A 20343-nucleotide genomic window follows, 5' to 3' on the forward strand; every position below is an offset into this window, starting at 1 on the left:
AGGTTATAAAGAAACAGCCCGCTTTGGCGGGCTGTTTTTGGTTAAGCGCTCAAATTAAGCAGGTACGCTCTTAAGACCGAGAAGTCGGCCTCTTGCTCACTCGACAATAAATCCATCTGCGCATGTTTTGCCAATGGCCCTGGCAGCGGAATATCCTTGTGTAAAATCGCATCGACCGACTCTTTAAACTTGGCCGGATGCGCGGTACACAAGAAAATCCCCTCTTCTTCCTCGCTAAGCTGTTGCGCTAACAAGCGATAGGCAATGGCTCCATGCGGTTCGCATAAATAGTCTTGCTCAGCAAGCTGCGTCAAACTCTCTGCGGTTTGCGCATCGTCTGCGCGTCCTGATGCCAATTCGCTCAGCGCCCACCCTTCACGGCGGAAAAGCTCTTCGATACGCGGCCAGTTGTTCGGCTGACTGACATCCATCGCATTCGATAAAGTTGCGACTGTGGTCTGCGGCTGCCACTGCCCGGAGGCTAAATAGCGTGGCACCGTATCATTGGCATTGGTGGCAGCGATAAAGCGTTTAATCGGCAGCCCCATCGCCTTGGCCAGCAAGCCCGCTGTCAGGTTGCCAAAGTTACCACTGGGTACCGCGACAACCACTTGGTCTCGCTTGTGCTGAGGGATCTGCGCAAGTGCTTCAAAATAGTAGCAAATTTGCGCCATCAGCCGGCTGATATTGATTGAGTTTGCTGAGTTTAAGCCAATGGTTTGACGCAGCTCTTGATCATCAAAGGCTTGCTTCACCATCGTCTGGCAGTCGTCAAATGTGCCGTTCACTGCCACGGTGTGAATATTGCCGCCGAGGGTACAAAACAGCTTTTCTTGCAGTGGGCTAATTTTGCCTTTCGGATACAAAATCACCACGTTGATGTTTTCAATGCCATAAAACGCATGAGCAACGGCGGCACCGGTATCGCCTGATGTGGCGGTGAGAATCGTGATCTTGTTGCCGTCTGACACTACCGCGAGAGATTGCGCCATAAAACGACCACCAAAATCTTTGAAGGCGAGCGTTGGCCCATGGAAAAGTTCTAACGCATGAATGCGCTCAGTAACAGATTTGAGTGGTGCCTCAAAGGTAAACGCCTGCGCCACCAGCTCGTGGATTTGGCTTTTTGGCAGTTCGTCGCCAATCAAGGCCGAGAGGATCTCAGTGCTACGCTCTACCAGTGGCATCGACAGCAAAGCATCGATATCCTCAAATTGCGGTATGTGCTCGGGGAAAAATAGCCCTTGTCCACGCCCCAATCCTTGTTTGACCGCTTGCGCGAACGACACGGTTTCACTGTGATCTTTGATGTTGTAAAGCTTCATGCCTGACTTCCTATTTCTTTTGCGCCCTGTCCATCAATGCGACATACATGAACAAAGCCATCATTATTTTGTACGTAGTGCTCGCGCAGCCATTGTGCGAGTCGCTCGGCAACCTGTAAATCATCACAGATGCTAAACAAGGTCGGCCCAGAGCCTGAAATCCCTGTCGCAAGTGCGCCACAGCTGTCCGCATACGCTCGCGCTTCAACAAAGCCCGGCAACAGTTTTTGCCGATAGGGCTCTGCAATCACATCACAAATCAATCTCGCCGCCAGAGCAGGTTGTTGAGTGTGACACGCGTGAATAAAGCCGCCTAAATATCGCCCGTGGGCAATGACATCTTGACGGCGATACTGTGCGGGCAAGATAGTGCGTGCTTCTGCAGTCGAGACTTTAATCCCGGGGTAAGCCATCACCCAATACCAGTTGTCAAAATGTGGTACGGCTTGGCTGATCACACCTTGGCTTTCCAGCATCAGTTGCAAGCCACCTAAGTAGCAAGGCGCCACGTTGTCATAGTGTAAGCTGCCCGAAATACTTGCTTCCATCTTCCCCATTAGCGCTAGCATGGTGGTTTCATCCAGTGGGTTACCGTGAAAGCGGTTTAACGCATCAAGTGCTGCAACAATCGAACACGCACTGGATCCCAATCCGGAGCCGATAGGCATATTCTTTTCCAGCAACATCGCCACCGGTTTTACCGCGATCCCTTGACCCTGCAGCGCATGTGCATACGCTTGGTAGGCCTGATAGACAATATTGTCCTTTTCATCAGCAGGAAGCTTGTCGGTAAATCGCCCTTCACAGCGCAGCGAAAAGGGGCGGTCGCTGCCCGCCTTCACTTCAACAACATCCCCCAGCAAACTGCCATCGATAGGGCTGACCGCTGCACCTAACACATCAAAACCCACACTCACATTACCAATTGAAGCGGGTGCGTAAACGCGTACTGTCATCACTACACTCCTAGCTTCCAACCCAAGGTGCGCATCAAATCAGCGAACACCCCTGCCGCCGTTACGGCGGTGCCTGCTCCATATCCGCGCAAGACCAATGGAATCGGCTGATAATAGCGGCTGTAAAAGGCGAGTGCATTTTCGCCATCTTTAATTTTGTGCATCGGATCGTCACTGTCTACGGCTTGAATTTTCACGAAGCATTGACCGTCTTCAATACCGCCGATATAGCGCAGCACCTTGCCCTCTTGAGCCGCTTGCTCTGACCATTGCTTAAAGTAAGCATCCGCCTCCGGCAAGCGTGCCATAAAGGACTCCACATCACCCGATTGATCAAAGCCTGGCGGCAACGCGGGCTCAACTTCGACATCTTCCAGCTCTAAATGCATGCCAGCTTCTCGTGCCAATATTAACAATTTACGCGCCACATCCATGCCAGATAGATCGTCACGTGGATCGGGCTCGGTGAAGCCACTGTCACGCGCAACCTTGGTGGCATCACTAAAGCTTACGCCTTCATCTAACTTGCCAAAAATGTGTGATAGCGACCCCGACAAGATCCCAGAAAATCGTGATAACTCGTCCCCCGCAGCAATCAGGTTTTGCAGGTTTTCAATGACGGGCAAGCCAGCCCCCACCGTGGTTTCATACATAAACTTACGATGTGTCGCGCGCGCCGCCTGACGCAGCTGTTGGTAATAAGCCATGCTACTGGTATTGGCTTTTTTGTTAGGCGTGATCACATGGAAGCCCGCACGTAAGAAGTCTGCATACTGATCCGCGACTTGTTGCTCTGCTGTGCAGTCAATCAATACTGGGTTGATGATATGATTTCGCTGCACCAACTGAATCATACCGGCAAGGCTAAACGGTGAAAGGTGATTAGGCAGCTCATCACGCCAGCTATCTAGGTTAATGCCTTGGCTGTTCAGCCACATGCCTTTACTATTTGCCAGTCCACAGACACGCATCACAATGCCTTGCTGCTGCAGCTTCGCTTGTTGACGGCGAATTTGCTCAATCAACTCGCCACCGACACCGCCCACACCGACGATAAACACATCGAGGTGATGTTGGCTGTTAAACAAGTTTTCATGGCAGGCTTTCACCGCTTCCGAGACACGCTCTGAGGGGACAACCGCCGAGATAGCACGCTCTGATGAACCTTGAGCAATGGCGACGATATTGACATTCACTTCCGCTAGCGAGGTGAAAAAGCGCGCCGCAATTCCTTTCGAAGTGCGCATACCATCCCCCACCAAGGAGACAATCGATAGGTGATCGATAAACTCGACAGGCTCAAGCAAACCATCTTTAAGCTCAAGTTCAAAGTGGGTCCGCAACGCCTTCTCAGCTCTCACTTTATCCTGCGCTTGAATACAAAAGCTAATGCTGTACTCCGACGACGATTGGGTGATCAGCACGATGGAAACGCCCGCGGATGACATGGCGCCAAACATACGTGAAGCCATACCAACCATTCCCTTCATCCCCGGACCAGAGATATTGACCATACTCAGATCGCTAAGCGTGGTGATCCCTTTAATGGCAAGCTTATCCTCACCAGTATCATCGCCAATCAAGGTACCTGCGCCTTGAGGATTGGCCGTATTTTTAATCAAACAAGGGATATGGAAGCGAGCAATAGGGGCGATGGTTTTAGGGTGGAGCACCTTAGCACCAAAGTACGACAGCTCCATCGCTTCTTGATAACTCAGCGACTTCAGCAAACGCGCGTCTGGCACCAAGCGGGGATCGCAGTTATAGACACCATCGACATCCGTCCAGATTTCGCAGCACTCTGCACGGACACAAGCGGCCAGTACCGCAGCAGAATAATCGGAGCCATTGCGTCCCAAGGTCACCAGCTCCCCTTGCTCATTGCCGGCCATAAAGCCTGGCATCAAGCCAACATGATTAGCGGGAATGGGAGACTGTTTAAAGCGTTGCGAGGAGGTTTCAATGTCGACTTCAGCACTCAGGTAACTGCCAGAAGCGGCAAAATAACTGACCGGATCAATCTCAAAGACTTGATAGCCACGCGCCACTAACAGCGCTTGCATGGCCGCTACGGACAAACGTTCCCCCTTGCTCACCACGCGCGCATAGGTGCTGTCCGGACAAAGCCCTAGCAGGTTCATACCGTGCACGTATTGGCGTAGTTGTCCGAGACTGCGAGAAAGCTTATCGAACAAAGGTTGGGTATCGAGATTGGGCTGGCGTTCGGCAAGGCCTTGGAACAGCGCGGTGAAAATGGTTTCTAGCTCTTTGAGTGGCAGCTCAGCCTCTCCATGTTTAACCGTATTATCCACCACGGACACCAGAATATTGGTAACACGCGCTGGGGCGGACAAAACAGCAGAGACGTCACTCTGACCCTGATTGCTAACAATGATGTCAGCGGCACGACTGAATCGCTCTGCATCAGCAAGCGATGTGCCACCAAATTTTAAAACTCGCATCCGTTTGGGACCTCTCTCTTAAGATAAAAAAAAGCCCGTACCGGTGAGGGTACGGGCTTTTTTTGGAAATTCTGTGCGTATCAGCCCGCACCAACACACATTGTGCCAGTAATAATGGTGGTTGTTGTGGTGGTAAGGGTGCTGATCGTCAGTTGCATGTGTGTTGCGTTTATCGTTTGTTTTGTTGAGTTCTATTTAGGTGTATCGAATCATGCCGCCAAGGTCAACAAAAAAGTGACACTGATTGCTTTTTCGCCAAAACTCTGAGAGGTTGAAGAGAACAAGAACGGCATGGAAGCAGGGAACGCGAATGACACAGGACGCCATGGCGCAATTAGTCGCAAATACGATATTACAAGGCTCGGATGCCATGTATGGTCGCTTCTTAGATGTGACGTCAGGCGCTCAAGAGCGCTTTGAGCAGCAAGATTGGAAAAGCGTGCAGCAAGCACTGAAAACGCGTATTCAATTTTACGATCACCATGTCGGCTTAGTGAGTCAGCAACTGCGCGCTATGCTGGGCAAAGAACACGCCACACGCTCCTTTTTGATGGCTGTGAAAGCAGCCTACATCAAACTCCTTGATGATTACCCGCGCTACGATATCGCTGAGAGTTTTTTCAATTCGGTGTATTGTCGTATTTTCGAACACCGAAATATTCGTCGTGACAAACTGTTTGTACAAAGTTCGCAAGGCGGACGCATTCCCAAGTATCCAACGCCCTTGTTGCGACGCTTTCAATCGCAAGCTGGCATTTATGCCACGCTAGAGCGTATGCTAGACAGCACTCCCTTTACCCTGCCTTGGCGAGATAAAAGTGGCGATCTTAAGCGCATTACGCAAATCCTTCAGCAACGCTTTGGCCCACAGTTAACCATGAGCTTCACCATTGAAATGGTGCGTCAGCCGTTTTTTCGCAATAAAGGAGCGTACTTAATTGGCCGTCTGGATATGGCGAACCAACGTCGCCCCCTCGTGCTGCCCTTGCTTATCTCAGATGACGGCGAGCTGTATATTGATGCATGTATTACCGATAGCGACGATGTGAGTATCGTATTTGGTTTCGCGCGCTCTTATTTTATGGTGTATGCCCCCGTCCCAGCGGCTTTAGTCGACTTTCTCAATCAATTAATGCCCAATAAAACCCCAGCAGAGCTCTACACCGCGATCGGCTGTCAAAAACATGGTAAAACCGAGCTATACCGCGAATTTCTCTATCATTTGGATAATTCTGATGACTTATTTGATATCGCGCCGGGGATCAAAGGGATGGTGATGTCGGTGTTCACGCTGCCCTCATACGGCTTTGTGTTTAAGATCATCAAAGACAAATTCGCACCGCAAAAACAAATGACGCACGCCCAAGTGCGCGAGAAATACCGCCTCGTTAAAGAGCACGATCGGGTGGGACGCATGGCCGACACGCAGGAGTATCGGAACTTTATCTTTCCTCGTCACCGTTTCAGCGATGCACTGATTGACGAATTGCTAAACGTGGCGCCTTCATGTGTGTCCGTCACTGACACAGAAGTACGGATCCGCCATTTATATATGGAGCGGCGGATGATCCCGCTAAATATTTACCTCGAGCAAGCCAGTCCTGACGCCTTAACCCAAGCAGTGCAAGAGTACGGTGATGCCCTCAAAGAGCTCGCAGCTGCCAATATTTTTGCCGGTGACATGTTGTTTAAAAACTTTGGCGTCAGCCGTCATAATCGGGTGATTTTCTATGATTATGATGAAATCGCCTATCTCACTGAGGTCAATTTCCGTCGTATACCGCCACCGCGTTATCCAGAAGATGAGCTAGCCGCAGAGCCTTGGTACAGCGTGGGAGAAAATGATGTGTTTCCCGAAGAGTTTCGTACCTTTTTGTTGGTCAACCCTTCGCTACGTGATGAGTTTGAGCGCCTGCACCCCGAACTTTTTGAGGCCGAATTTTGGCAGCAACTGCAGCATCAGGTTCAAGAGGGCTACTTCCATGATGTGCGCCCCTACAGCGATGCGCTTCAGTTAGTCAAAGCCTAAACACGCTTAACCTGGCGTCAATTTTGCTTGTTGTTTTATCGTCGTCATCACACGCTGGCGCTTATCAGGTACGTCAATAGCATGACGTTTTTTTAGACAAAGTTGCGACCGCGCACACTTTATTGTCTACACTGATCATCAGCGGTGACGAAACCGACAAAAATAACAACGCAAAGGAACCTAGAGTGAAACAATTCGGATTGTTCGCACTCGCCTTGCATTTAGTGGCAACCCCTGCATTTGGCGAGCAAATGCTATCGTTCGAGACCGAGACGATAGCCGACTCCAATCGCTTTTTTATCCAGTCGATGCCCTCGGCCGGAGACGGATTTGATAGCTGGACCATAGAGTCAGGCTATCGCTACCCCTTGAGTAATCTCTCCGTTTACCTTGGCACGCAAATGAAAAGCGAAACCCAGACAGCCCCCACGCAACGCGGCTTACTCAGCGGCATTGAGTACCGATTTACCGACAAGTTACATGTTTCAAGCCAACTGAGCCACGGCTACCAACGTGATAAAAGCGTTAACCAATGGGGAGTCAGTAGCCGCTACCAATTGAGTGACTCTTTCGATGTCAATGCCGGGCTAGATGTGGAGTTTGATCCTGAAAAAGACACTGAGTCTATTTACCAACTCGGCGTCGGGTTACGCTTTTAACAACGTGTAACGACGGCGTGAATGCTTAATCCACGTCGCTGACTGTGTTCAAGGGCTGCGCGCAAACCAGCACACCGTTTTTGTCAGCATACAGGTAATCACCCGGGGTCACTAACACCCCTTCTAGCGTTAGCACCACATCTACCTCTCCCCAGTCCCGTTTTTGGGTTTTAATCGGACAGACGCCGAGTGCTTTAATGCCAATAGGCAAGGTGGCGAGAGTTGCCACATCTCTCACTGGCGCGGCAATCACCACCCCTGCCCAGCCATTGTCGACCGCACTTTTTCCGATCATATCGCCCAATAGCGCACGATCCATCGCGCCGCCGCCATCAACCACTAAAACCTGACCTTGGCCGGGCGTTGCGAGAAGCGCTTTCACTTTGGAGTTATCGTGATAACAGCGGACAGTACGTATCCGTCCTTCAAAGCCGCTCACCGCGCCAAAATCTTGCCACTGAATGGGTAACCAACGCACAGCATCTGGGTGGTTGTCGCATAAATCAGGTAGTCTATCGTCCATGATGCTCTCCTTAGTCCATTGATGAGTCTGTCAACGCCAGCAGTGATGAAAACGTCACGCCTAGTGACTGCGGCGCAAAATCTGTCATCAGTGCAGGCAGTAACCATAATGTATCGTCCTCCACCCAATAAATCGCGTTTTGCTGCCATGTTTTCGCTAATGCAATCGCTTCGTCTTGAGTCAGGGCAACGGCAAAACCCGGCTCAAACCAGCTGCCATCAGGCGCCCCACCATTCATTGCCCAATAACGAATCCCCGCTTTCTCCATCTCATCCTCGAGCTGACGATTACGCAATTGATTCTCTTTCTCAGATAAAGGTTGGCTACGAGGGTTAAATGCGGTAAGAATGGCAAAAGAGCGGACACTGGGTGCTTGGGGTGCCCGAAATGCGATCTGCTGGTAAGTTTTCCACAAATCGCTGGCGTTATTCTGATCACACATTATTTACACCTGTTCGTTACTAACATTATGCTTAATTGCTAATTATGCGCTAGTATTCATAAAGTTAAACGGGAAGTTGACCCTAATCACCAACAAAGATGCTTTTGATTGGGGTCAATAAAGGATGAAAAAAATCATCAACGTTCACCGTAATATATTGTTAGCGCGCTGTTAAATGAATACAATTAGCGGCAATCAATGGATGTAACAGTGATTGCCTCTGAGGCTTACGAGGGCCGATAACGCCCCGCCTCAACTGGAACACACGGTGCGTTGTCTAGCATCGACACACACCTCTCTATGGATGGCGTGCCATATGTTGATTGCGAGGTTCGCGGAAGGCATCCTCTCGCAATTTTGTAAATTTTTTTCATGGGCTAGTGGAACTAGACTGTGAAGCGCAACCGGATTCTATTTAGATATTAGGTATCGCCAATGCAAACCCCGCAAATTCTGATTGTAGAAGATGAACAAGTCACACGTAACACGCTGAAAAGTATCTTTGAAGCGGAAGGTTACAATGTCTTTGAAGCCAGCGATGGCGACGAGATGCATCAAGTCCTATCCAATCATCAAGTGCACTTGGTGATCATGGACATCAACTTGCCCGGTAAAAACGGCTTACTGCTCGCGCGTGAATTGCGCGAACAAGGAGACATGGCATTGATGTTCTTGACGGGCCGTGACAACGAGGTCGACAAAATCCTAGGGCTGGAAATTGGTGCCGATGACTACATTACCAAGCCATTTAACCCTCGTGAACTGACCATTCGTGCACGTAACTTGTTAACCCGTGCAATGAGTAGCGTGAACGGTGGTGAAGAAAAACGCAACGTTGAACAGTATGTGTTCAATGGTTGGGTTCTTGATATCAACAGTCGCTCTTTGATTAATCCTGAAGGCGAGTCGTTCAAATTGCCACGTTCAGAGTTTCGTGCCCTGCTGCACTTCTGTGAAAACCCAGGCAAAATCCAGACCCGTGCTGAGCTGTTGAAAAAGATGACAGGTCGCGAGCTAAAGCCGCATGACCGTACTGTGGATGTCACAATTCGTCGTATTCGTAAGCACTTCGAATCACACAGCGACACCCCAGAGATCATTGCCACCATTCACGGTGAAGGCTATCGCTTCTGCGGTGAGCTCGAAGATCAATAAGCTGCACACCCAATATGAATAAGGCGCCTGATGGCGCCTTTTTTGTTTAGCTTGTTGGTGGCGTTTAGGAGGATTGCTCATCTAACCATGCTTTTAACACCGTCAGATCGTGCTGATAGCCTACTTTAATTTCATCAACCCAATCGGCAATATTCTCCCACCACGCAGGTAACTCGGGAGACTGCGCTTTTTGAGCCACTTTTTGCACATGCTTTAAGCCCACTGAGCCTGCCGCACCTTTAATTTTATGCGCTTCCGACACAATGCCATCTTGGTCGCGTGCGGTCATATTCGAGTCAAGAATCGCGATGTATTCAGGCATCAATTGTTCAAACATTTCAATGCTTTTTCGCACAGGCTCGGTGCCAACCAGCTCGACATAGCCGGTGAGCATGTCCATATCCAACAGCTTTTCCGCTTGCTCGCTTGCGACTGGCCGCGTCGACGCACTCTCGTCAGTCACCGCTTCTTGCCCCTCCGCTAACGCATAACGCTCAATTACCTGGCTAAGTGCCGCGACACTGATCGGCTTGCTGATTGCATCATCCATGCCTTTGTCGATGTACTCTCCTTTGTCTTTGATCACATTGGCGGTTAATGCGACAAGTGGTGGTAAGCTCGACTGTGTTTCGCGTAATGTTGCGGCAATATCAAAGCCGGTCATATCCGGTAATTGAATATCTAACAGCAATAAATCAAACGCTCCGGGCATAAAGGTGTTTAGCGCCGACTGACCATCTCGAGCAACGGTCACCTCATGGCCTAGACTTTCCAATAAATTGGTAGCGACCGTGATGTTTAGCTCAATGTCTTCGACGAGCAAAATTCGCAAGCGGCTATCACTGCGCGTGGGCAGTTGGACCTCATCATCCGCAGGCTCACTCAAAGGCACGGAAACCGTGACGGTAAAGGTACTCCCTTCACCTTCTTCGCTATCGACGGTAATGTCGCCTCCCATCATACGCGCTAACTGGCGAGACACGGCGAGTCCAATCCCTGTTCCCACAGCATGCAAGTTTTCTTCGCCTTGTTTTACCTGATAGTACATGGCAAAAATTTTATCTTGCTCATCTGCAGGGATCCCGACCCCGCTGTCTTCGACTTCAAAGCAAAGATGCGCGTGGTCATCTTCCACATCTGCACTAACAGTGATGATCACACAGCCTTGCTTGGTGAATTTGACGGCATTCCCGACCAGATTCCACAAAATTTGACGTAATCGTGTCGCATCCACGGCGACAAATTCCGGCAAGTCTGTCACCCGTTCAAGTTCAAACCGCAGCCCTTTTTGCTCCGCCATCAGGCCAGAGATGTTTTCAATCTCAGTAACAAATTCACGCAGATCGATGCTGGTGGGGTACAAGGACAGTCGGTTTCGATCGGATTTATCTAAATCGATAATATCGTTGAAAATATTACCCAAGGTGATGGCACTGACGTAAATGGTACGTAAGTAATTGCGTTGATCATCATCCAGCGGCGAGTCCAATAGCATGCGGCTCAATCCGACAATCCCATTCAGCGGTGTGCGCAGCTCGTGACTAATGGTGGAGATAAAGGCGGTTTTATCTCGGCTCGCTTTCTCCAATGCATCTTGATAACGCTTGCGTTCGGTGATTTCACGGCCAAAGCCAAGCAGTCCCAGATGACGCCCGTCTCGCGCAAAGAAAGGGACTTTGCGCAGTTCAAAATAGGCCTTGCGTCCATCTTGATACTCAAGCCATTGCTCGTAGGTAATGGAGACATTGTTATCAAAGACTTGCTGATCGGTCTCTACCACTTTAGCGGCAATATCCTCGCGATAGACATCCCACGGCGTCAGGCCCTTCAGCGCCTTCTCTTTATAGCCGGTCAGCTCTTCCATCGCGCGGTTACAACCAGAGAACTGCCCCTTGGCATTGCGGTAATAAATCAGATCCGGCGACGCATCAATAAACGAGCGCAGCAATGCGGTTTGCTCGGCCAGCTCTAGCTGAGCTTTTTCCCGCTGATACACCTCGTTTTCTAGATCCTTGATCGCCTCTTGGCGCGCACTCTCAGCTTTTTTACGCTCTTCGATTTCTAAATTCAGTTGCTCAATATTTTCGGTCAACTGCCGGTTAAGACGCATGTCTCGCGCACGCATCTCTTCCAATTTAGACACCAGCTTAGATAAGCGCTGCCGCGATTCTTCCAGCTGATCCACCACCACGGACAAAAAATAAACCGCCCAAGGGGTAATCACCAGGCCGAAGAAAATCGAGCGGATAATGTCGATATTTTGCACCGTGCCTTCCAGCACCAAGGTGATGCCCACTTGCACCACCACGGCCAGTGCCACAAGCGCTAGCGCGAGTAACATGCTGAAGCGGACAATGCCCAGCTTGACCAGCAAATCAACATAATACTGCGCTAATACTTTGAGTTGTTTCATAAAGGCTTACTACACGCCAGTTAAGAGTGGAAGTGTTCAGGCTCAGGGCGCGGCGCATCATTTTCTGTGACGCAAGACGTTGGTCCCATTAAGCTGACTTGATTACGCCCGAGTCGCTTCGCCTGGTACATGGCTAAGTCGGCTTGATGGATAAGCTCTCCATAATCCCCTTCGGGTGAGGGGATCATACACGCAACGCCGAGACTCGCGGTCATCACCGCTGCGACCGGCGAATACTGATGCGCGATTTCACGCTCGGCCAACGCAGCTCTTGCCCGCTCGGCAACTAAGGCGGCCCCATCAAGCTCAGTGTGAGGCAATACAATAGCAAATTCCTCTCCCCCATAACGCGCGACCGCATCAAGTGGTCGATTAATCGCCGACTTAAAAGCGTTCGCCACTTGCTGCAAGGCCCAGTCGCCTTGTTGATGACCGTAATTATCGTTGTAAAGTTTGAAATGGTCGATGTCACAGAGAATCAAGGCAAGCGGCGTTTGTTCACGGGCGTGTGAGCGCCACAACTTGCGCAGTTGCTCATCAAAGCTGCGTCGATTCGCCACTTGAGTCAAACTATCCACGAAGCTCATTTCTTGGAATGACATGATCGCATCCGCTAGCTGTTGTTGGGTGTGCTTACGTTCGGTGATATCGCGTGCCATCACCAGTACTGCAAAGCTGTCAGTCACCGGATCATCAATACGCGATTTAGTCACTTCAAACCAAGTTTGCTCGCCGCTGGGCCGCCAAATCACATCTTCATAGGTCACGGTTTCCCCAGTATCCAGTACATGCTGATCGCGCTGACGATGCTGATCAAAAATATCTGCATCGACGACCTCTTGCGCTGGAGAGGTTTCAAGCGCTTCAATGGAGACCCCGAGCGCATCGGCATAGGCTTGATTACAGGCAAGGTGGTAATAGTCCTGATCAAAGATCCCAATCGGATCCACACTGGCATTAAAAATCGCGCTCAATAAATTGCTCCGTTGCTGAAGCGCTTGTTCGGCCGATTGGCGATGATGCACCTCACGTTGCAAACTTTGCTGCATTTGGTGCCAGTCGGTCACATCATGACTGATGCTCAAGGTACCAACCACCTGTTGCTGATCATTTTTAAGCGCGGTGATGTTGGTTTCGAGCAAACAGCTTTCGCCGTTTAGTTGCGATGCCCACGTACGTACCGTCTTTGAGCCAGACAAAGGCTGATCGGCATGCCACATAATGCCCTCTTGCTCGCGGCCTCGCCAAAAGCGGTCAAAGGCCGCATTGGTTCCCACCACATTGCCATCGACATCTTGAAAGCAAACCAATTCAGCCAACGAATTAATCACGCTAAGCAAAACACCATGTTCTTGATGCTGTAGCTGCCATTGCGCGTGGCGCGCCAGTGGTGCTAGCGACACCAACCATGCTTTTTTACGCCGACAACGAATGGGTAAGCCCGACAAGCGCACGCCAATGCGTACTCGATTCGCGCCGGGTGCTTTGACCTTAGCTTCGACATTAGAGAAAGGGCGTGGCCACTGCTGCGCAACAATAAAGGCACGTACCGCTTGTCGCTGGTGCTCATTGGCCGTTTTAAAGTGGCTTTTGCTGTCCACCAATGAAAATGCCTCCACACAGGCAGCATTGGCATACAAGATGTCACCCTCATCGGCGGTAACAATGGCATGGGGAGTATCGAGATCAGCCATATACACACGCCAATGGGTTAACGCGACGGTTTCTTGTCGCGCACGCCACGCGTAGCCAAGCACCGCACCTAAAACAAGAAATGTAAATAAAATGAAAAATGCCATGCGGCTCCTGTGTGATCACAACCATCCTTGATTCGCGACATCTTTTTCCGTTGCGCCGCTTATGGAACCGCTATTTTGCCACAGTTTTCTCAAAATACATGGCTACGTGCCTCACAGGTTTTTACTGTCAGTTGTCATTTTTTTACATCAAATCACAGCGTATCTTGCTATGAAACTGAAGACATAAAACGCACCCTGCTTTATTTCTTTAGTTGGTTAGAATTTATGCTCGAATTTGGCCTTAAATTAATAATTATTTAACAAAACAGCATAAACGCGAATAGCTATTATTCCTGAAAAAATTGACACAAAACCTGAAAATATCAGGTGTTTAATTGACATCACACCAAGCTTCATGGTGCATAAAGGCTGCATAATAAAATTTGACCTTTAACTGCTTTGCCGTTAATTTGAAAGGTCGCTGAATAGCGCTTTCTGGATACGGCAGGCTAGGCATCGCGTTGAAAATCAGTAATTTAATTACTTACAAGCACGCGATTTTCCCGTTAAAAAAACACAACATAACGGGTGAGCTGTCACAGTCCTAGACGCTTTCAGAGTGGTCAGGAGGATCACGACAATAAATGCAATCACTGCGAGTGACGCAGTAGCAAGGGAGAATTGCAATGTCGCTGTACAACCCAATGTTGGAAAAGGATAACTGTGGTTTTGGTTTGATCGCCCATCAAGAAGGTGAGCCCAGCCACAAGTTGGTTCGTACCGCCATTTCCGCACTTGATCGCATGACCCACCGCGGAGGGATTAACTCCGATGGCAAAACCGGGGACGGTTGTGGGTTATTGCTTCAAAAGCCCGACCGTTTCTTTCGCCTTATTGCCGAACAAAACCAATGGAACCTAAGCCGTTTGTATGCGGTGGGGATGCTGTTCCTGAGCACAGATCCGGTGAAGGCGCAGCGCGCCCGCGCGGTGTTTGAACAAGAAATTGGTGCCGAAACCCTCTCCGTGGTTGGTTGGCGTACGGTACCAACCAACCCTGACGTGCTGGGTGAAATCGCCAAGCAGTCACTCCCCGTTATCGAACAAGTCTTTATTAATGGCCCAGCCGGTTGGCGCGCACGCGATTTAGAGCGTCGCCTGTATATTGCTCGCCGCCGCGCAGAAAAAGCGTTAGCTGACGACACAGACTTCTACATTACCAGTCTGTCGACCCAAACCATCGTCTACAAAGGCTTGTGTATGCCGGCAGATTTGCCGCGCTTTTACACCGATTTAGCCGATTTACGCCTCGAGTCTTCGATCTGTTTATTCCACCAGCGTTTTAGTACTAACACGCAACCACGCTGGCCGCTCGCTCAACCGTTCCGTTACCTTGCACACAATGGTGAAATCAACACCATTGAAGGTAACCGCCAATGGGCACGCACACGGGCATACAAATTTAACTCGCCCTTATTGCCAGACCTCCATCAGGCCGCGCCTTTTGTCAATGAATCAGGGTCGGATTCGTCGAGCCTCGATAACATGCTTGAAGTGTTTTTGTCAGGTGGTATGGATCTCTTCCGCGCCATGCGTCTGCTTGTGCCGCCTGCTTGGCAAAACCATCCGGATATGGATGATGAGCTGCGTGCATTCTATGACTTTAACTCCATGCACATGGAGCCATGGGATGGTCCTGCCGGTATTGTGATGTCTGACGGCCGTTATGCGGCTTGTAATCTCGACCGCAACGGCTTACGCCCTGCGCGTTATGTGGTCACTAAAGATAAATTCATCACCCTCGCCTCTGAAATTGGCATTTGGGATTACGCGCCTGATGAGGTCGCTGAAAAAGGGCGTGTTGGCCCGGGTGAATTGCTGGTGATCGATACCCGAGAAGGCAAAATTTGGCACTCAGCGGAAATCGATAATGAACTGAAAAGTCGCCACCCCTATCGGGAATGGCTCGATGCTCACGTGCGTCGCTTGACCCCGTTTGAAGAACTTGATGATGATGCCAGCGAAGGCAGCCGGAGCTTGCAAGACACCCAACTGAAGGTTTACCAAAAGCTGTTTGGGATGTCGAACGAGGAAGTCGAGCAAGTCGTCAAGGTGCTAGGGGATATCGGTCAAGAGGCGACCGGTTCGATGGGCGATGATACGCCAATGGCAGTATTATCTTCTCGTCCCCGCTGTGTGAGTGACTACTTCCGTCAGAAGTTTGCTCAGGTTACCAACCCACCCATTGATCCCTTGCGTGAAAACCACGTGATGTCACTGGCCACCTGTATCGGCCGGGAAATGAACGTTTTCTGCGAGACCGATGGCCACGCCGAGCGCGTCGCGTTTAAATCGCCCGTACTCTTATTCTCAGACATGGTGCAGTTACTCGAGCTCGACGATACCTATTATCGCAACAGTATTCTCGATATTAACTACGATCCGAACGAGAAAGATCTGCAGCAGGCCATCTTAGATCTTTGCGATCAAGCCGAGCGCTGCGTGCGCGATGGCACGGTACTGGTAGTTCTGTCTGATCGTAGCATCAACAAAGACAAACTCCCTATCCCTGCCGCTATGGCAGTCGGGGCGGTGCAAAAGCGTCTGGTCCGCGAAAACTTGCGCTGTGATGCCAACATCATCATTGAAACCGGGAGTGCACGCGATCCGCACCAATTTGCCGTATTACTCGGCTTTGGTGCCACGGCTATCTACCCGTATCTCGCCTACGAAACGCTAGCCAATCAAGTTGACATTGGCGCAATCAAAAAGCCCTATCGCGATGTGATGGTGAATTTTAGAAATGGCATCAACAAGGGCCTCTATAAAATCATGTCAAAAATGGGGATATCGACCATTGCCTCTTACCGCTGTTCGCAGCTGTTTGAAGCGGTCGGCCTGCATGACGATGTGGTAGAGCTTTGCTTTAAAGGTGTCGCAAGCCGCATTCAAGGGGCGAGCTTTGATGATTTCCAGCAAGACTTAGTCAACCTTTCTCGTCGTGCTTGGATTAAACGTAAGCCGCTAGAGCATGGTGGGTTACTCAAATACGTCCACGATGGCGAGTACCACGCTTACAACCCAGATGTCGTAAAAAATCTGCAAAGTGCAGTGCGCTCTGGGGAAACGATGGACTACAAAACCTACGCGAAAACGGTGAATGAACGTCCGGTGGCAACCTTGCGCGACCTAATGCGCTTGAAAAAAGCCGATACACCATTGCCACTTGAACGCATTGAACCCGCCACCGAGCTATTTAAACGCTTTGATTCCGCGGCCATGTCTATTGGTGCTTTGAGCCCTGAAGCGCACGAAGCGTTAGCCATTGCGATGAACCGCCTTGGCGGCCACTCGAACTCCGGTGAAGGGGGGGAAGACCCACGCCGTTTCAATAGCGAGCGTAACTCCAAAATCAAGCAAATTGCATCGGGCCGTTTTGGGGTCACTCCCCACTACCTCACCAATGCCGATGTGCTGCAAATCAAAGTTGCACAAGGGGCGAAACCCGGTGAAGGCGGACAATTGCCCGGCCATAAAGTCACGGCAGAGATCGCCAAATTGCGTTTCTCAGTCCCCGGTGTCACCTTGATTTCGCCACCGCCACACCATGATATCTACTCGATTGAAGACTTGGCGCAGCTGATTTTTGATTTAAAGCAGGTCAACCCAAGCGCATTGGTATCGGTCAAACTGGTCTCCGAACCGGGCGTGGGCACCATTGCCACCGGCGTGGCAAAAGCCTATGCCGACCTGATCACCATTTCAGGGTATGACGGCGGCACAGGGGCAAGCCCATTGACCTCCGTGAAATACGCCGGTAGCCCTTGGGAATTAGGCCTTGCCGAAACCCAACAAGCCCTCGTGGAAAATGGCTTACGCCACAAAATTCGCTTACAAGTCGATGGCGGCCTCAAAACTGGCCTCGATATTGTAAAGGCCGCCATTTTAGGTGCAGAGAGCTTCGGCTTTGGCACCGCGCCTATGGTGGCGTTGGGCTGTAAATATTTGCGTATTTGCCACCTGAATAACTGTGCAACCGGTGTGGCGACCCAAGATGACACGCTTCGTCGCGACTACTTTAAAGGCTTACCTGAGCAGGTAATGAACTTCTTTAAAGGCTTAGGCGAAGAAGTCCGCGAGCTACTCGCTGAGCTTGGTGTCGAAAAGCTCACCGATCTCATTGGCCGAACGGACTTGCTGGAAGCGGTTGATGGCTTTACCGCCAAGCAACTAAAGCTCGACTTGAGCCATATTCTAGAGGCGCCCACACCCTGGCCGGGCAAAACCTTATATTGTAGTGAGCCTAATACGCCTTTTGATAATGCACCGCTTAACCAAGCCTTGCTCAGTGAGCTAGGGGAGGCGATTGACGCTAACCGACGAGCCAGCATCTACAAATCGGTACGCAATACCGACCGTTCAGTCGGTGCTAGCCTCTCTGGCGCGATTGCAAAACGCTATGGCAATACAGGCATGGCAGCCAATCCTCTGGATATTCAATTGCAAGGCACAGCGGGTCAATCTCTCGGGGTGTGGAATGCGGCAGGGGTTAATATCACCCTTGTCGGCGATGCCAATGACTATGTCGGCAAAGGGATGAGTGGCGGTGAGATCGTGATCCGTCCTCCTGTGGGATCCGCCTTTGCCAGTCATGAGTCCACCATCATGGGCAATACCTGCCTGTATGGTGCCACTGGTGGCAAGCTGTTTGCGGCAGGGAAAGCAGGCGAACGGTTCGCCGTGCGTAACTCAGGGGCCCATGCGATCGTCGAAGGCGCAGGAGATAACGCCTGTGAGTATATGACGGGCGGTATCGTCGCGATTTTAGGTCGCACTGGTGTCAACTTTGGCGCTGGAATGACCGGCGGCTTTGCCTATGTGCTCGATGAGGAGGGCGATTTTAACGGCCGCATCAATCCAGAGTTGGTTGAAGCGCTGTCGCTAGAATCACTGGCCATTCATCAAGAGCACTTACGCGGACTGATCGCGCAACATTTAGAGCTGACAGGTTCAGATCGTGCACAACAACTGCTGGCTGATTTTGACCAATGGGTACACCGTTTCTATTTGGTCAAACCTAAAGCCGCTGATATCAGCACCTTGTTAGGCCACCAGAGTCGCAGCGCTGCCGAGCTGCGAGTTCAGGCGCAGTAAAGGAGGGATCCATGAGCCAGAACGTATATCAGTTTATCGATGTGCAGCGTATCGACCCGCGAAAAAAGCCGATTGATACCCGCAAAATAGAGTTCGTGGAAATCTACGAGCCGTTCACCGAAAAAGAAGCGTCGGCACAAGCCGATCGCTGCTTAGATTGCGGTAACCCCTATTGTGAGTGGAAGTGCCCCGTGCATAACTACATTCCACAATGGCTAAAGCTAGCCAATGAGGGACGCATCTTAGAGGCCGTTGAGCTATCGCACCAAACCAATAGTCTGCCTGAGGTCTGTGGCCGCGTGTGTCCTCAAGACCGGCTTTGCGAAGGTGACTGTACGCTCAATGATGACTTTGGCGCTGTGACCATCGGTAATGTCGAAAAGTACATCACCGATAAAGCGTTTGAAATGGGCTGGAAGCCCGACATGTCACATGTTGAGTGGACAGACAAAAAAGTGGCCGTAATCGGTGCCGGCCCAGCAGGGCTTGCGTGTGCCGATGTGTTGGTACGCAATGGCGTCAAACCCGTGGTGTTTGACCGCTATCCGGAAATTGGTGGCTTGCTCACCTTCGGGATCCCGTCATTCAAACTGGAAAAAGAAGTGATGCGTAACCGCCAACGGATTTTCACCGAAATGGGCGTGGAGTTTCGTCTCAACACCGAAGTCGGTAAAGATGTGGCCATGCAAACCTTGATTGATGAGTTTGATGCGGTCTTCCTCGGTGTCGGGACGTACAAGTACATGCGTGCTGGTCTTGCCAACGAGGACGCACCCGGTGTGTTTGATGCACTGCCATTTTTAGTCTCCAACACCTACAAAGTGATGGAACTGAAGGACGCGCCACCCTTCATCGATATGGCTGGTAAGCGAGTGGTGGTCCTCGGGGGAGGCGATACGGCGATGGACTGTGTCCGTACCTCCATTCGTCAACAAGCCGCCAGTGTGACTTGTGCCTACCGTCGTGACGAAGCGAATATGCCCGGCTCGCGCCGCGAGGTGAAAAACGCGCGTGAGGAAGGTGTCAACTTTATGTTCAACCTTCAGCCGCTTGGCATTGAAGTCGACGAAAACGGCAACGTGCGCGGGGTTACCGTGGTAAAAACCCAGCTCGGTGAGCCTGATGCTGCAGGTCGCCGCCGCCCAGAGCCGATTGAGGGCAGTGAGCATGTGCTAGAAGCAGACGCCGTGATCATGGCGTTCGGTTTCCAACCTCATGCCATGGAGTGGCTGGAGCCCTATGATGTGGCCCTTGACGAGCGCGGTCGCATCAAAGCGCCAGCCAAAGGGGACATCTTATATCAAACCACCAACCCGAAAATTTTTGCCGGTGGTGATGCAGTGCGCGGGTCAGATTTAGTGGTCACCGCCATTGATGAAGGGCGGAAAGCGGCCGAAGGGATCATGGACTACCTCGAAGTCTGATCCTCTCTCACCCCGACTGAATAGAAGTGCCTCAAAGGAGGCACTTCAGATTGCTGACGAACC

12 protein-coding genes and 1 other annotated feature are annotated in these 20343 nt (G+C 50.9%); of the genes, 5 read left to right on the forward strand and 7 right to left on the reverse strand.

Translation table 11 applies throughout. The annotated features are described in order from the left end of the window. Nucleotides 1-41: 41 nt before the first annotated feature. From thrC to thrA, 3 genes are read right to left on the reverse strand one after another with little or no spacing between them, the layout of a single operon-like run. Nucleotides 42-1325: a threonine synthase gene (thrC, locus tag BGK46_RS12640; RefSeq protein ID WP_069589775.1), complete on the reverse strand. Its 1284-nt coding sequence runs from the start codon at nt 1323-1325 to the stop codon at nt 42-44. Next, on the reverse strand, nt 1322-2281 hold the full coding sequence (thrB, locus tag BGK46_RS12645) for a homoserine kinase (RefSeq protein ID WP_069589776.1): 960 nt from the start codon (nt 2279-2281) through the stop codon (nt 1322-1324). Before thrB ends, thrC begins: the two co-directional genes overlap by 4 nt. Nucleotides 2282-2283: 2 nt before the next feature. Continuing rightward, nucleotides 2284-4743, reverse strand: coding sequence for a bifunctional aspartate kinase/homoserine dehydrogenase I (gene thrA, locus BGK46_RS12650; RefSeq protein ID WP_069589778.1), 2460 nt, complete (start codon nt 4741-4743; stop codon nt 2284-2286). Between the two features lie 24 nt (nt 4744-4767). Then, nucleotides 4768-4885, reverse strand: a sequence feature (Thr leader region). Between the two features lie 168 nt (nt 4886-5053). On the opposite strand from thrA, the gene aceK reads away from it, so the two are divergent. Together aceK and BGK46_RS12660 are read left to right on the forward strand one after the other, a co-directional pair. Beyond that, entirely contained in the window at nt 5054-6772 is a 1719-nt protein-coding gene (gene aceK, locus BGK46_RS12655) for a bifunctional isocitrate dehydrogenase kinase/phosphatase (RefSeq protein WP_069589779.1), read from the forward strand. A 185-nt stretch (nt 6773-6957) separates the two neighbouring features. Then, nucleotides 6958-7431, forward strand: coding sequence for a hypothetical protein (locus tag BGK46_RS12660; RefSeq protein ID WP_069589780.1), 474 nt, complete (start codon nt 6958-6960; stop codon nt 7429-7431). A 25-nt stretch (nt 7432-7456) separates the two neighbouring features. Here the strand turns inward: BGK46_RS12660 and BGK46_RS12665 are convergent, their stop codons facing one another. Then, nucleotides 7457-7954 carry a putative 4-hydroxy-4-methyl-2-oxoglutarate aldolase gene (locus tag BGK46_RS12665; protein ID WP_069589782.1) on the reverse strand — a complete coding sequence of 166 codons (498 nt, stop codon included), beginning with the start codon at nt 7952-7954 and terminating at the stop codon, nt 7457-7459. A gap of 10 nt (nt 7955-7964) precedes the next feature. Continuing rightward, a complete protein-coding gene (locus BGK46_RS12670) occupies nt 7965-8396 on the reverse strand; it encodes a DUF3293 domain-containing protein (protein WP_069589783.1) in 432 nt (143 codons plus the stop codon). A gap of 435 nt (nt 8397-8831) precedes the next feature. On the opposite strand from BGK46_RS12670, the gene arcA reads away from it, so the two are divergent. Then, nucleotides 8832-9551, forward strand: coding sequence for a two-component system response regulator ArcA (gene arcA, locus BGK46_RS12675; protein ID WP_069589785.1), 720 nt, complete (start codon nt 8832-8834; stop codon nt 9549-9551). A gap of 64 nt (nt 9552-9615) precedes the next feature. Here the strand turns inward: arcA and arcB are convergent, their stop codons facing one another. Next, nucleotides 9616-11964 carry an aerobic respiration two-component sensor histidine kinase ArcB gene (gene arcB / locus BGK46_RS12680; RefSeq protein WP_069589786.1) on the reverse strand — a complete coding sequence of 783 codons (2349 nt, stop codon included), beginning with the start codon at nt 11962-11964 and terminating at the stop codon, nt 9616-9618. A 20-nt stretch (nt 11965-11984) separates the two neighbouring features. After that, nucleotides 11985-13763, reverse strand: coding sequence for a diguanylate cyclase domain-containing protein (locus tag BGK46_RS12685; protein WP_069589787.1), 1779 nt, complete (start codon nt 13761-13763; stop codon nt 11985-11987). A 626-nt stretch (nt 13764-14389) separates the two neighbouring features. On the opposite strand from BGK46_RS12685, the gene gltB reads away from it, so the two are divergent. Further along, nucleotides 14390-18856, forward strand: a complete 4467-nt coding sequence (gene gltB, locus BGK46_RS12690; RefSeq protein WP_069589789.1) for a glutamate synthase large subunit — start codon at nt 14390-14392, stop codon at nt 18854-18856. An 11-nt stretch (nt 18857-18867) separates the two neighbouring features. Then, nucleotides 18868-20280, forward strand: a complete 1413-nt coding sequence (locus tag BGK46_RS12695; protein ID WP_069589790.1) for an FAD-dependent oxidoreductase — start codon at nt 18868-18870, stop codon at nt 20278-20280. Nucleotides 20281-20343: the final 63 nt, after the last annotated feature.

It is taken from the genome of Salinivibrio sp. SS2, assembly GCF_001722075.1.
Taxonomy (GTDB): Bacteria; Pseudomonadota; Gammaproteobacteria; order Enterobacterales; family Vibrionaceae; genus Salinivibrio; species Salinivibrio proteolyticus.